This window comes from Kribbella endophytica, assembly GCF_054781295.1.
In genome coordinates this window covers 423,251-436,855 of record NZ_BAAGUR010000001.1, presented here as the reverse complement: position 1 = coordinate 436,855, position 13,605 = coordinate 423,251, and the positions used below count along the sequence as shown (strand labels likewise).

Genomic DNA, 13,605 nt, shown 5'->3' with positions numbered 1-13,605 from the left:
GGTGATCCGGCGGTGTTGGAGTCAGCTCCTGAGATGATCAGGTCGAGGCGCTCTCAGGCTCGGAATGCACGGTCTCACTTGACGTTGAACGAAGGCGCCGCCGGCACCTGAGTCAGCGCGGGAGCGCACCTCAGACGGTTGCGCGCCTCCGGGCGGTAGCCCGCATCTCCGCGCGGTAGCGCGCCCTCGGGCGATAGTGCCCGGATGGTCGCGGCGTGGTGGTGCTCGCAGCTACTGGTGTGTGCGTCGCGGCGTGCGGGGTTGGTGTCGCTGGGCTGGTGGTCGTCAAGCAGAACCCGGACAAGGTCAAGGCAGGTGTGGAGAAGGCCGGCCCGCACTTAGCGCGCCAGCGCGTACTCGGGCGTAAGCCCGTGACTCAGCGCGACAGCGCGTACTGAAGCGCGCCAGCGCGCACCTCAACTGGGTGGGCGGGAGCGCCGCGTAGCACGCGACGTAGGAGCGGGCGTAGTCGGCGCGTGGGATGAAGGCAGGCGTGTGGGAGGAAAGCACTAGCCTGGCCATATGAGTGCGAACGGGCAGGTGGCGATTCTTGGCGCTGGTGTGATGGGGGAGACCCTGTTGTCGGGGCTCTTGCGGGCCGGGCGGCAGCCGGGGGAGCTGTTGATCACCGAGCGGCGGGAAGAGCGGGCGACCGAGCTGCGGGAGCGGTACGGCGTTGATGTGGTGAGCAACGTCGAGGCTGCGGCGAAGGCTGACACGTTGGTGTTGGTGGTGAAGCCTCAGGACATGCCGGAGTTGCTCAAGGAGATCGCGCCGGCGGTGCGGGCCGAGCAGACGATCGTCTCGTTGGCGGCGGGGATCACGACCGGGTTCATCGAGTCGCGGCTGCCTGAGGGGGTTGCCGTCGTGCGGGTGATGCCGAACACCCCGGCTCTCGTGGACGAGGGGATGGCGGCGATCTCCCGTGGCGCGCACTGCGACGAGAGCCACCTGGTGCTCGCCGAGGGGCTGCTGGCGGCGACGGGCAAGGTCGTGCGCGTGCCGGAGAAGCAGCAGGACGCGGTGACCGCGATCAGCGGGTCCGGGCCGGCGTACATCTTCTTCGTGGTCGAGTCGATGATCGAGGCCGGCGTGCACATGGGCCTGCCGCGCAGTACGGCGACCGAGCTGGTCGTGCAGACCGTGGTCGGGTCGGCGAAGCTGCTGCGGGAGACCGGCGAGCACCCGACCGTCCTGCGCGAGCGAGTCACCTCACCGGGCGGTACGACGGCCGCCGCCGTACGGGAACTGGAGGACCATAAGGTCCGCGCCGCGTTCCTGTCCGCGATCGAAGCGGCCCGCAACAGATCACGAGATCTCGCCGCGGAGTAACACCGTACGGCGGGTCACCGTTAGTGTTGTCGTCGCGGTTTCCTGCCACTCCAAGGATGAGACGACTATGGTCCCGGCCATGAACAACCATTCGGTGGACCCGGCCGCCACGGCGTCGGCCGCCGGGCGGGTGCCCGGGCTGCCTGCGCTGCCGTGGCGGGTCCCGCTCGACCGGGCGCCCTGGTGGGCGTGGGCGCTGTTCGTCCTGCCCTTCGTGGCGGTCCCGGTGCTCAACTCGTGGCTGTGGATGGGCGCCCGCGACTTCCTCGCGGTCGGCCTGTTCACGCTGATCGGCGCCTCGGTCGTCCGGGTCGCGGGCGGTGTCGTGCTCTACAAGGTCGAGATCACCGAGGCGACGCTGAAGGCCCGGACCAGCCTGCTCGTCCGCAGCCTGGCGTGGCAGGACGTCGACAAGGTCGAGGTCGTCGACGGTTCGGTCGTGCTCAGCTCGGGCCGCGACGAGAACGAGATCAACGGCATCACCGAGGGCCGCACCGACGAGGTGGCCCAGAACATCGAGGCCGCTCGTGACGCCGCCGCCGACCAGCCGGTACGCCGGTCCCGCCCGCGCCCCGGCCTCGGCGTCCTGCTCGTCCTGCTCTACCTGGTCCTCTCGGTCGGCGCGTTCCTGATCCGCTGGCACCTCATCTGAACCTCCCCCACCCGTTCACGCCGCCGGGCTAGTCTCGACAGCACCGGATAGCGAACGGGAAGGTGCACGATGCTGGGACTGCCCGCGCAGGTGACGGTCTGTCTGTTCGACCTCGACGGCGTGCTCACGGACACGGCGGCCGTGCACATGGCCGCGTGGAAGGAGATGTTCGACGCCTTCCTGACCGACCGCGGCGATCCGCCCTTCACGACGCAGGACTACGAGGAGTACGTCGACGGCAAGCCGCGGACCGACGGGGTCCGGGACTTCCTGGCGTCGCGCGACATCAAGCTGCCCGAGGGCTCGAACGACGACCCGACGACGGCGAGCACGATCAACGGCCTCGGCAACCGCAAGAACGACGCGGTCCAGCGCCGGATCCGCACCGACGGCGTCCGCGTCTTCGAGGGCTCCCGCCGCTACCTCCAGGCCGCGCAGCAGGCCGGGCTCCGCCGCGCGGTGGTCTCGTCGAGCGCGAACACCGAAGAGGTCCTGCAGGTCACCGGCCTCGCCCAGTACATCGAGCTCCGCGTCGACGGCGTCACCATCCGGACCGACAACCTCCGCGGCAAGCCCGCTCCCGACACGTTCCTCGCCGCGGCGAAACAGCTCGGTGTCGACCCGTCCCAGGCCGTCGTGTTCGAGGACGCCCTGGCCGGGGTCGAGGCCGGGAAGGCCGGCGGTTTCGGGTACGTCGTCGGCGTCGATCGCGTCGGTCAGGCCGATGCCCTGAGCAAGCACGGCGCGAGCGTCGTCGTACAGGATCTTGCCGAGCTGCTGGACGGAGACGACAAGTGACCGAGCGCGCCGCGGAGCACCCGATCGAGCCCTGGTCGTTGCGGGAGAGCGGGCTGGACCTCGACCGGATGGCCCAGTCCGAGTCGTTGTTCGCGCTGTCCAACGGCCACATCGGCCTGCGCGGCAACTTCGACGAGGGCGAGCCGTTCGCGATCCCCGGCACCTACCTGAACTCGTTCTACGAGCGCCGCCCGCTCCCGTACGCCGAAGCCGGCTACGGCTACCCCGAGTCCGGCCAGACGCTCGTCGACGTCACCAACGGCAAGCTGATCCGGCTGCTCGTCGACGACTCGCCGTTCGACGTCCGGTACGGCGACCTGCACAGCCACGAGCGCGTGCTCGACTTCCGGACCGGGATCCTGCAGCGCGACGCCGACTGGACGTCGCCGGCCGGGAAGCGGGTCAAGATCCGGTCGCGCCGCCTGGTCTCGCTGACGCAGCGCGCGGTCGCCGCGATCGAGTACGTCGTCGAGGCGGTCGACCAGCCGACCCGGATCGTCGTCCAGTCCGAACTGGTCGCGAACGAGTCCCAGCCGACCCTGTCCGCCGACCCGCGGGTCGCGGCGGTGCTGGACAACCCGCTCGAGCCGGTCTCGCAGCACGGGGACGCCGAGGACGTCGTACTGGTGCACCGCACGCGGCAGAGTGACCAGCTGATGGCGGCGGGGATGGCCCACGAGGTGGACACGCCGACGCGGTTCAAGGTCGACCTCGACGTCCGCGAGGACTGGGCGCGCAACACGGTGATCTGCGAGCTGCAGCCGGGCGAGAAGCTGCGCGTGGTCAAGTACGTCGCCTACGGCTGGTCCAGCCTGCGGTCGGAGACGGCGGTCGCCGACCAGGTCGCGGCCGCGATGGCCGGTGCGCAGTTCACCGGCTGGGACGGGTTGGTGACGCAGCAGAAGGAGTTCCTGGACGACTTCTGGGACGCCGCCGACGTGGAGGTGCACGGCCACGCCGAGCTGCAGCAGGCGGTCCGGTTCGCGCTGTTCCACGTGCTGCAGGCCGGCGCGCGGGCCGAGCGGCGAGCGATCCCGTCGAAGGGCCTGACCGGCGCGGGCTACGACGGGCACACGTTCTGGGACACCGAGGGCTTCGTGCTGCCGGTACTGACCTACACGATGCCGGACGCTGCCGCGGACGCGCTGCGCTGGCGGCACTCGATTCTTGACCAGGCCAAGGAGCGGGCCGGCGTACTAGGGCTGAAGGGCGCGGCGTTCCCGTGGCGGACGATCCGCGGGCAGGAGTGTTCGGGGTACTGGCCGGCCGGTACGGCGGCGTTCCACCTGAACGCCGACATCGCCGAGGCGGTCACCCGGTACTACTGCGCCACGCTCGACGAGCAGTTCATGACCGATGTCGGCGTCGAGCTGCTGGTGGAGACCGCCCGGCTGTGGATCTCGCTCGGGCACCACGACCGTGACGGCCGCTGGCACCTGCCCGGCGTGACGGGTCCGGACGAGTACAGCGCTGTTGCCGACGACAACGTCTTCACCAACCTGATGGCCGCCAAGAACCTGCGCGCCGCGGCGACGTTCGCGGCGAAGTACCCGGCCAAGGCCCGCGAGCTGGAGGTCGACTCCGAGGAGGAGGCCGCCTGGCGGGACGCGGCCAACGCCGTCTACGTCCCGTACGACGAGAAGCTCGGCGTGCACCCGCAGTCCGAGGGCTTCACCGGGTACGCGGAGTGGGACTTCGAGGGATCCAAGGACAAGTACCCGCTGCTCCTGCACGCGCCGTACTTCGAGCTGTACCGCAAGCAGGTGGTCAAGCAGGCCGACCTCATCCTGGCGACGTACTGGTGCGGTGAGTCGTTCACGGCCGAGGAGAAGGCTCGCGACTTCGACTACTACGAGCGGCTGACGGTCCGGGACTCGTCGCTGTCGGCGTGCGTCCAGGCGGTCGCGGCGGCCGAGGTCGGGCATCTCGACCTGGCCTACGACTACGCGTACGAGGCGGCGCTGATCGACCTGCTCGACCTCCACCACAACAGCGGCGACGGGCTGCACATGGCGTCGCTGGCCGGTGCGTGGATGGCGCTCGTCGCGGGCTTCGGTGGGCTGCGGGAGCGGAGGGGTCAGCTGAGCTTCGATCCGGCGCTGCCGGACGGGCTCGACGGACTGGTCTTCCGGGTGCGCTGGCGTGGGGTCCGGCTGCGGGTCGAGGTCCAGCACCATCAGGTGACGTACGCCGTACACGACGGACCGGGCGCTCAGATCACCTTCCTGCACGCGGGCGAGGAGGTCCGGGTGACCGAGGACCAGCCGGTGACGAAGGCGCTGAAGAAGCGCAAGCCGCTCCTGCCTCGGCCGCCGCAACCGGTCGGTCGTGAGCCGATGTCGGCCGTCACCAAGCACCCGAAGGAGAACCGCGAGAAGCACCTCGCAGGCGAGGCATAGAGTCGGCCATATGGACTTTTCCCTGTGGCCGGCCGCGTCGCGGACCTGGCAGGAGATTCTCGAAGGTGCGGAGTACGCCGAGCGGACCGGGTGGCACGGCGTCTGGATCGCCGACCACTTCATGCAGAACGGCGACGACCTGTCGATCCCGGTGAACGAGGCGCTCGCGCTGCTCGCCGGGCTGGCGGCGCGGACCGAGCGGGTCCGGATCGGGTCGATGGTGCTCGGCAACACGTACCGGCACCCGGCCGTCGTGGCGAACTGGGCCGCGACGGTCGACCAAATGAGCGGTGGCCGTTTCGTGCTGGGCGTCGGCGCGGGCTGGCAGGTCAACGAGCACGAGGTGTACGGGATCGAGCTGCCCGCGGTGAAGGAGCTGCTGGCGCGGTTCGAGGAGGCCTGCCAGGTGTTCCGCGGGCTGCTGACCGAGGACCGCTTCAGCTTCGACGGCAAGTACTACCAGCTCAGCGGTGCCCCTCTGGAGCCGAAGCCGGGCAAGCTTCCGCTGCTGATCGGCGCCTCCGGCGAGAAGGTCGCGCTGCGCATCGTCGCCCGGTACGCCGACGAGTGGAACCACTGGGGCGTCCCGGAGGTGGCCCGACACAAGGGTGAGGTCTTCCGTGCCCACTGCGAGAAGATCGGCCGCGATCCGTCGACCGTCCGGCGTTCGACCCAGGCGATGATCCAGGTCATCGACCCGGGCGACACCGAGGCCGAGGCGCGTCGCGACGGCCTGATCGCCGCCGGCCGCCCGACGATCATCGGGACCGCCGACTACGTGCTCGACACCATCGCGCAGTACCCCGAGGCCGGCATCGACGAGCTGCTGATCCCGGACTCGTTCTACGGCTCCGGCAACCAGCGCTTCGACGCGCTGGAGCGCCTGCGCGAAGAGGTCCTGGTCAAGCTCTGAGCGTCGCCACGACCGGCCAGTGGTCGCTCGGAAGGCGGCCACCGGGCCGGTGGTGCGAGACGGACGCGTCCACGACCTGCAGCTGCTTGACCAGGATGTGGTCGATGCGCTCGTCGGCCTCGCCGGTGAAGTCGTGGAACGTCCCGCCGGCCTCACTGGGCAGCGCATCGGTCCAGCCGGCGGCGGTCAGCACCTTCAGCGGCGGGGACGCGGGCTCGGCGTTCAGATCGCCCATCAGGATCCACGGCCGATCGGCCGTCGCCCACTGATCGAGCAGCCGGGACGACTCAACTCGGGCGGTCTCTCCCATGTGGTCGTAGTGAGTGTTGATGACACCGACTCGCTGACCCGCTGACTCGAGATCGACCAGCGTCGCGATCCGCGTCAGATCCGCGTCCCACCCAACCGATCCCGGTACCTCCGGCGTCGGCGACAACCACCGCGTCTCGTACGACGCAACGGTCCACGCGCCAGGCCGGACCATCACCACCGAGTGCTCACCGGCCGCCACGCCGTCGTCCCGCCCGGCGCCGACAATCTCCCAGTCGCTGAAGCGTTCCCGCAGGTAGGCGAGCTGGTCCGGCAGCACCTCCTGCAACCCGACCACGTCGGCCGCCAGTTCCTCGATCGCCGCGACCGTCGCCTCCCGCCGTACCGGCCAGGAGTCGTCGCCGTCCGGCGCCGAGGAGTTCCGGATGTTGAACGTCGCCACCCGCAGCTGCACACTCACCCCTCGATCCAACCAAACGCCGAACGACTCCCGGCCGCCCCCCGGCCTTCAAGCCATCGCGGACACCCGGCCCGGGTTGAGCCCCATCGCAGTGGTTGCTGAGAGCAACAACGGTGCGCTCGCCTCGATCGCGCGGTCCCGTCCGGCCGCCAGCATCGCGTCGACGGTCGCCGGATCCGATGCCAGTACGGCGTACTGGCGCTGCAGCGGCTCGATCACACTCAGCACCGCGTCGGCGACGTCGGTCTTCAGGTCGCCGTAGCCCTGGTAGCCCTTGGCAAGCTCCTCCGGGTCACCGTCGGTGCACGCGGCAAGGATCTCCAGCAGGTTCGTCACGCCCGGCTTGGCCGATGGGTCGTACCGAACGACGTTCTCGGAGTCCGTCACCGCCTTCATCACCTGCCGGCGGATGACGTCCGGCGGGTCGAGCAGCCGGATTGTGCCGATCGCGTCGTCCACGTCGGACTTGCTCATCTTGGCGGTCGGCGTCTGCAGGTCCTTGATCCGGGTCGCGAACGCCGCCTTCGCCAGCTCCGGTACGACGAACGTCTCGCCGTACTCGCGGTTGAACCGGATCGCCACGTCGCGGGCCAGCTCGACGTGCTGGTCCTGGTCGTCACCGACCGGGACGCGATCGGTGCCGTAGAGCAGGATGTCCGCCGCCATCAGGCACGGATAGGTGAACAAGGAGACCCGGGTCATGGGTTTGTCGCGACCCTTCTCCTTGTACTGGATCATCCGCGACAGCTCCCCGACGTACGAGGTGCACTCGAGCAGGTACCCGAGCTGCACGTGCGCGGGGACCTCCGACTGCACGAACACCGTGCCCTCGGGGGATCCGGCCGCGAGCATCAGCGTCGCGGTCTCGCGGGTGAGCTCGGCCAGCCGTCGTGGGACGTGGCGCATGGTCATCGCGTGCAGGTTCGCGACGAAGTAGAACCCGTTCGGGTCCGTGAAGCGGCGCAGCGCGCCCAGGTGGTTGCCCAGGGTCAGCCGGCCGGTCGGCATGATGCCGGATACCGAAGTCATCGTGTGTTCGTCCTCTTCGTGGGGAGTGGAGACGCCACCCCGTCCGAGGGCAAACAGAAGAGGCCGCCTCGGCGAGGCGGCCTCTGGATGCGTGTGAACGCTGGGGGTCCGCCGTCAGGCGGCCCACCACTGCTGCAAGGTCAGGTTGTTCACACGCACAGCATAGATCAGGCGAACATCTCCGCCAACAGTTCCGGGCCGATGACGATCGGCTCGGGCCGGTACCCCGGAGGCTGCGTGCCCATCAGCTCGCGGACCAGGAAGTCCCAGCAGCGCCCGCGGACGTAGGCCAGGCAGTCGAGGAACGAGTGCTCGGCCCCCGGTACGACGAGCAGCTCGAAGTCCTTGTTGGCCGCGATCAACCGGTCGGCCAGCCGCAGCGTGTGGTCCGGGTGGACCTGGTCGTCCATCTCACCGTGGATCAGCAGGAGCTTGCCCTCCAGTCGGTCCGCGAGCTGCACGTTGGACGAACGGGTCCAGGCCTCGGGGTTGTTCGCGCCGTCGTACGCCTCGGCGAAGCCCGCGTTGAAGAAGTGCGGCTCGTGCGAGCCCGACATCGTGACCCCGACCTTGTACGTCGCCGGGTGGTCGAGCATCGCTCGCGCCGCCGCGAACCCGCCGCCGGAGTGGCCGAACGCGCCCACCCGGTCGAGGTCCATCCACGGCCGGGTAGCAGCCAGCTGCTGCAGCGCGGCGACGTGGTCGTCCAGGGATCCCGCGTCGCCGAGGTGCCCGTACGACGCGTCGTGGAACGCCTTGCTCCGGCCGGGCGTGCCACGCCCGTCGAGCGCGATGACTACGAAGCCCAGCGCTGCAAGGGGTTCCGCGTCGAGACCCATGCCGCCGGGGTCGAAGCAGGGTGCGACTCGAGTGACCTGTGGCCCGGGGTAGAGCGTGTCGACGATCGGGTAGCGCTGGTCGGACTCGAACCCGTGTGGCCGGTACAGGACGCCATAGATGTCCGTCTCGCCGTCGGCGGCCTTCACGCGGAACCGTTCCGGCGCCGTCCAGCCGGTCGCGACGAGCTTGCTGATGTCGGCGCGCTCGAGCTCGACCAGCACGCGGCCGTCCCAGTCGCGGGCCGTGATCACCGGCGCGGTCTCGACGGTGGAGGCGGAGTCGATGAAGTACTGCTGGTTCGCCGACACCGTCACGATGTGGTCCAGGTCGTCGTCGGTCACCTTGGCGAAGCCGGAGCCGTCCAAGCCGACCCGGCAGACCGTACGCCGGTACGGGTCCTCGTCGACCAGGCCGGACGCGGTGAAGTAGACGACCCGCTCGGTCTCGTCGACGTGCAGGATCTGGCGGACGGCCCACTCGCCAGTGGTGACCTGGCCGAGCAGCTCGCCGGTGCGTACGTCGTACCGGTAGAGGTGGCCCCAGCCGTCGCGCTGCGAGTACCAGAGGACCTCGTCGCCGGTGAGCTTGATGATCGGCGCTTCGGTCATGAACTGGTTGGGCTCGACGCGGGTGTCGCCGGACTCGCTGAGGACCGTGGTGACCTCGCCGGTGGTCGCGTCGAGGCGGTGGAGCGTCAGGGTGCGCAGGTCGCGCGGCCGGCTGAGGTAGTAGACCGCTGAGCCGTCCGCGGCCCACCACGCCCACTGGGCGGTGACCGGTGACATCACCGGCGTCTGCAGCGGCTCGGCCTGAGCACGGACGACGTTGCCGTCAGCAACATTCAGGACGACGAGCTCGGCCAGGGGCAGGTGCTCGTCACCGGCGTACGGGAATCGCTGGGTGTGGACGGTCGGAGCACTGCCGTCGGCGGGCCGGGCTTCCAGGAGGTGGGTCTGGCGCACGTTGCGCTCGTCGGTCCGGTGCGTGAGGACCTTCGTCGAATCGGGCGACCAGGCCGCCGCGGGCGGCAGGTACGGGATGCCGAGTTTGCGCAGCAGCGTCGGGTTGGCGGTGGAGGACGGGCCGGCGCCGTACTGGTAGTCGGCCTCGCCGTCGGTGGTCAGGGCCCACTCGCTGTCGGCGGAGACCGCCCACAGGTCGTGGCCCCGGCGGGAGACCGCGAACTTACCGTCGGGCGACGGGACGTCGAGCGGGTTGGCGGACGGGCTGCCCGGCGCGGTGGACGCGGGCGGTGCGGTGATGGTTTCGCGGGTCCCCGCGGCGGGGTCGACCAGGACGAGCCGGTGCTCGGTGCCGGTGTTCACGGCGTACCAGAACCGGGCGCCGCCGTCGATCCACTGCGGCCTGACCTTGTCGCCCACCACGAGTTCGCCGGGGCGGGCCGGGCGGCGGAGCAACTGCTCCGCCGCTTGGTAGTCCTGCGTGCTGGTCATCTGCTGGGGTGTCCTTCTGGTTCAGAGGTTGTGGGCGGTGATGTCGCCCTGGGTGGTGGTGGCCTTGATGGTCAGGTCGGTCTCGCCGCTGTTCTTCAGCGAGTTCTGGACCCGGCCGACGGTGGTGCCGGCGTCCAGGGAGGCCGAGGCCGCGGAGCCGACCGAGATGTTGCCGGCCTGGGTGGCCAGGACGACGGTGCCGCTGACGGCCTCGTCGATCTTCAGGTCGCCCTGCATCGTGGTGATCTCGCCGGAGCCGGTGAGGCGACCGATCGAGACGTTGCCGGCCTTGGTGCTGATCCGGACGCTCGCGGCCTCGTCGACCTTGATCTCGCCCTGCGCGGCCTCGAAGGCGACCTCGCCGAACCGGCCGACGGCGCGGAACTCGGCGCCGGCTGCCTTCGCCTCGACCTGCGAGCCGGTCGGCAGCTGGACGGTGACCTCGATCGAGCCGGAGTTGCCGAGGATCTGGTTCTTGGCCGTGGCGACGATCCGCAGCACGCCGTCGGCGTACTCGACCGTGGTCTGCTCGGCGACCTTCACGTCGCGGCTCTTCGAGGCGTCGGCCGGGCGGACGTCGACGGTGGTGTCGGTGCGGTCGGCGGCGATGAACTGGATCCGGCCGGCCGGGATGTCGAGGACGGTGGTGATCGGGCTGGTGGTGGTGAACTTCTGCATGATGTTTCCCTTGTTCGTGGTGTCGTTTCTGATAGGTGAAACGCTACGTTGCGTTCATGATTCGCGCAACAAGAATGTTCTTGCTGCGAAGTGTTTATGCAGGTCAGAGCATGATTTTCGTTGCAACGGTTTGAAATCTAACGCAATGACGTTGGGCTCGGTCGTTGCGTTGGGGTGGAAGTGAACGCTCCGGCGGGCGTGTTCGCCGGGCCGGGGCTAAGGTTTTGGGCATGAGTGGTGAGGCGATGCTGGTGTTCGACGAAGAGCTGACGGCGTACGACTTCGGGCACGGGCATCCGATGAGCCCGGTGCGGGTCGACCTGACCGTCAAGCTGGCTCGCGCCCTGGGCGTGCTGGACCAGCTGAAGGTGGTCCCCGCGCCGACGGCGTCCGACGAGTTGCTGCGGACCGTGCACACGCCGGAGTACATCGCCGCGGTGAAACGCGCCGGGCAGGATCCCGACGTACCGGACCTGCGGCACGGGCTCGGGACCGACGACACCTACTGCTTCCCGGGCATGCACGCCGCCTCGGCCCACGTCGTCGGCGCGTCCGTCGAGGCCGCGCGCGCGGTCTGGGAGGGCGAGGTCCTGCACGCCGCGAACATCGCCGGCGGGCTGCACCACGCGATGCGCTCGCAGGCCAGCGGCTTCTGCGTCTACAACGACCCGGCGATCGCGATCCAGTGGCTGCTCGACCACGGCGCTCAGAAGGTCGCCTACGTCGATGTCGACGTGCACCACGGCGACGGCGTCCAGGCGGTCTTCTACGACGACCCGCGCGTCCTCACCGTCAGCCTGCACGAGTCACCGACCACGCTCTTCCCGGGGACCGGTACGGCGGGGGAGACCGGCGGGCCTGGCGCCGAGGGCAGCGCGGTCAACATCCCGCTGCCTCCGGGCACGGGCGATTCCGGCTGGCTCCGGGCGTTCCACGCGATCGTCCCGGACGTGGTGAAGGCGTTCGCGCCCGACGTACTGGTGACTCAGCACGGGTGTGACTCCCATGTCGAGGACCCGCTGGCGCACCTGACCAAGACCGTCGACGGGCAGCGCGCGGCGTACGCGGCTCTGCACGACCTGGCGCACGAGGTGTGCGAGGGCAAGTGGGTCGCGACCGGCGGTGGCGGCTACGCGATCATCGAGGTCGTGCCGCGCGCGTGGACGCACCTGCTGGCGATCGTCGCGGGCAAGCCGATCGAGCCGACGACCGCGGTGCCGGAGTCGTGGCGCGAGGAGGTCAAGATCCGCTACGCGCGGATCGCGCCGTCGCGGATGACCGACGGCAACGACGGCTCGTACGAGTCCTGGTCGAGCGGCTACAACCCGGATACGTGGCTGGATCGGTCGATCAAGGCGACCCGGGACGTGTCGTTCCCGCTGCTCGGGCTCGACCCGACGTACTGATCTCCCTGAATCGAGCGTTGGAACGAGCCTGGGATCGAGTCACACCAGACACCCTCTTTCCCATTCGTACCATCAGCCACTACGCTCGGTTCATGCACGGGCGGAGGTGCCGGAGGGGAAGCCGGCGCACGATCCGTGCTGGAAGTGCGGTGCGTTATGGCATCAAAGAAGTCCGGTGGTGAGCAGCCGCTCGCCGAGGTGAAGTTCCTGACCGTGGCTGAAGTCGCCACGGCCATGCGCGTGTCCAAGATGACGGTGTACCGGTTGGTGCACTCCGGCGAGCTGCCCGCGGTGCGGGTGGGTCGGTCGTTCCGGGTGTCGGAGGACGCGGTGCACGACTACCTCAAAGGCGCCTTCTTCCAGGCCGGATAACTACGAGAAGCACAGCGGCCGGAATCCTCCCGAGGACCGGCCGCTGCGCCTTGCCCAGGCGATGGTCAGCGCTTCAGCAGGTCCCTGATCATCTCGGTGATCTCCTTGGGTGACTCCTCGGCCATGAAGTGCCCGCTGGTCGTCGTACTGTGCACAAGATCCGGCGCCCAGGCTCGCCACCGCGCGGCAGCGTCGAACCCGAGCGCGCTGCCCCAGTCCTGCTGCACCACAGACACCGGCATCGCCAGCTTCCGCCCGGCCGCGAGATCAGCCTCGTCGTGCCGTACGTCGACGCCCGCGCTCGCCCGGTAGTCCGCCACGATCGACGGCACGGCAACGCGGCAAGCATCCAAGTACGCCGTACGAACCTCCGCCGGAATCGCCGCCGGATCCTTCACCCACAGATCCAGGAAGTACCCGAAGAACGCGTCCGAGCTCGCCGCGATCATCGTCTCCGCCAACCCAGGTGGCTGAGCCATCAGGTACAGGTGAAACCCCACCGCCGCCGAGGTCCCCTGCATCACCGACCACATGTCGAGCGTCGGCAACACATCCAGACTCGCCAGGTGCGTCACGGCGTCCGGATGATCCATCCCCGCCCGAAACGCCACCAGCGCCCCGCGATCGTGCCCCACCAACGCAAACCGCTCGTGCCCCAGCGCCTTGGCCACCGCCACAACATCAGCCGCCATCGTCCGCTTGGAGTACGTGTCCTCTCCGTCCTCCACCGGCTTGTCGCTGTCCCCGTACCCCCGAAGATCCGGACAGATCACCGTGTAGTCCGCCGCCAGTTCCACCGCCACCTGCCGCCACATCAGGTGAGTCTGAGGAAACCCGTGCAACAGCACTACCGGCCGCCCAGCCCCACCCACCGCCACATTCAGTTCGACCCCATCAGCCACACCCACCCGCTGATACGCAAACCCTGCGATCCCGCTCATCAGACTCCCATCACCAAACACCAGTACGAAGCCCGAGCCTGCCTGCCGCGGATGAGCACCC

The 13,605-nt window shown here is 69.3% G+C and carries 13 protein-coding genes; 8 read left to right on the top strand and 5 right to left on the bottom strand.

The features are described from left to right. The first annotated feature begins 215 nt into the window (after nt 1–215). From ACYVIO_RS02190 to ACYVIO_RS02165, 6 genes are all read left to right on the top strand, one after another. Nucleotides 216–398 carry a hypothetical protein gene (locus tag ACYVIO_RS02190; protein WP_460648926.1) on the top strand — a complete coding sequence of 61 codons (183 nt, stop codon included), beginning with the start codon at nt 216–218 and terminating at the stop codon, nt 396–398. A gap of 124 nt (nt 399–522) precedes the next feature. Continuing rightward, entirely contained in the window at nt 523–1,332 is an 810-nt protein-coding gene (gene proC / locus ACYVIO_RS02185; protein WP_460648925.1) for a pyrroline-5-carboxylate reductase, read from the top strand. A gap of 79 nt (nt 1,333–1,411) precedes the next feature. After that, on the top strand, nt 1,412–1,984 hold the full coding sequence (locus ACYVIO_RS02180; protein WP_460648924.1) for a hypothetical protein: 573 nt from the start codon (nt 1,412–1,414) through the stop codon (nt 1,982–1,984). 69 nt (nt 1,985–2,053) lie between these two features. Next, complete coding sequence (locus tag ACYVIO_RS02175) at nt 2,054–2,782, top strand: HAD family hydrolase (RefSeq protein ID WP_460648923.1); 729 nt, start codon at nt 2,054–2,056, stop codon at nt 2,780–2,782. Continuing rightward, a complete protein-coding gene (locus tag ACYVIO_RS02170) occupies nt 2,779–5,181 on the top strand; it encodes a glycoside hydrolase family 65 protein (RefSeq protein ID WP_460648922.1) in 2,403 nt (800 codons plus the stop codon). The genes ACYVIO_RS02175 and ACYVIO_RS02170 overlap by 4 nt, the downstream gene beginning before the upstream one ends. Before the next feature lie 10 nt (nt 5,182–5,191). After that, complete coding sequence (locus ACYVIO_RS02165) at nt 5,192–6,094, top strand: TIGR03560 family F420-dependent LLM class oxidoreductase (protein WP_460648921.1); 903 nt, start codon at nt 5,192–5,194, stop codon at nt 6,092–6,094. Here the strand turns inward: ACYVIO_RS02165 and ACYVIO_RS02160 are convergent. The 4 genes from ACYVIO_RS02160 to ACYVIO_RS02145 form a co-directional block, all read right to left on the bottom strand. Next, nucleotides 6,084–6,824 (bottom strand): endonuclease/exonuclease/phosphatase family protein, encoded by a 741-nt coding sequence (locus ACYVIO_RS02160; protein WP_460648920.1) that lies wholly within the window; start codon nt 6,822–6,824, stop codon nt 6,084–6,086. The genes ACYVIO_RS02165 and ACYVIO_RS02160 overlap by 11 nt on opposite strands. 48 nt (nt 6,825–6,872) lie before the next feature. Continuing rightward, on the bottom strand, nt 6,873–7,853 hold the full coding sequence (gene trpS, locus ACYVIO_RS02155) for a tryptophan--tRNA ligase (RefSeq protein WP_460648919.1): 981 nt from the start codon (nt 7,851–7,853) through the stop codon (nt 6,873–6,875). A gap of 167 nt (nt 7,854–8,020) precedes the next feature. Continuing rightward, entirely contained in the window at nt 8,021–10,147 is a 2,127-nt protein-coding gene (locus ACYVIO_RS02150; protein WP_460648918.1) for a S9 family peptidase, read from the bottom strand. Nucleotides 10,148–10,168: 21 nt separating this feature from the next. Then, the gene (locus ACYVIO_RS02145; protein ID WP_460648917.1) at nt 10,169–10,825 is read right to left on the bottom strand and encodes a DUF4097 family beta strand repeat-containing protein; all 657 of its coding nucleotides are present in this window, start codon (nt 10,823–10,825) and stop codon (nt 10,169–10,171) included. Nucleotides 10,826–11,055: 230 nt separating this feature from the next. On the opposite strand from ACYVIO_RS02145, the gene ACYVIO_RS02140 reads away from it, so the two are divergent. Then, complete coding sequence (locus ACYVIO_RS02140) at nt 11,056–12,231, top strand: acetoin utilization protein AcuC (RefSeq protein ID WP_460648916.1); 1,176 nt, start codon at nt 11,056–11,058, stop codon at nt 12,229–12,231. A 156-nt stretch (nt 12,232–12,387) separates the two neighbouring features. Then, nucleotides 12,388–12,603: a helix-turn-helix domain-containing protein gene (locus tag ACYVIO_RS02135; RefSeq protein ID WP_012923942.1), complete on the top strand. Its 216-nt coding sequence runs from the start codon at nt 12,388–12,390 to the stop codon at nt 12,601–12,603. A 65-nt stretch (nt 12,604–12,668) separates the two neighbouring features. Here ACYVIO_RS02135 and ACYVIO_RS02130 read toward each other — a convergent pair whose 3' ends face one another. Next, nucleotides 12,669–13,544 carry an alpha/beta fold hydrolase gene (locus ACYVIO_RS02130; RefSeq protein WP_460648915.1) on the bottom strand — a complete coding sequence of 292 codons (876 nt, stop codon included), beginning with the start codon at nt 13,542–13,544 and terminating at the stop codon, nt 12,669–12,671. Nucleotides 13,545–13,605: the final 61 nt, after the last annotated feature.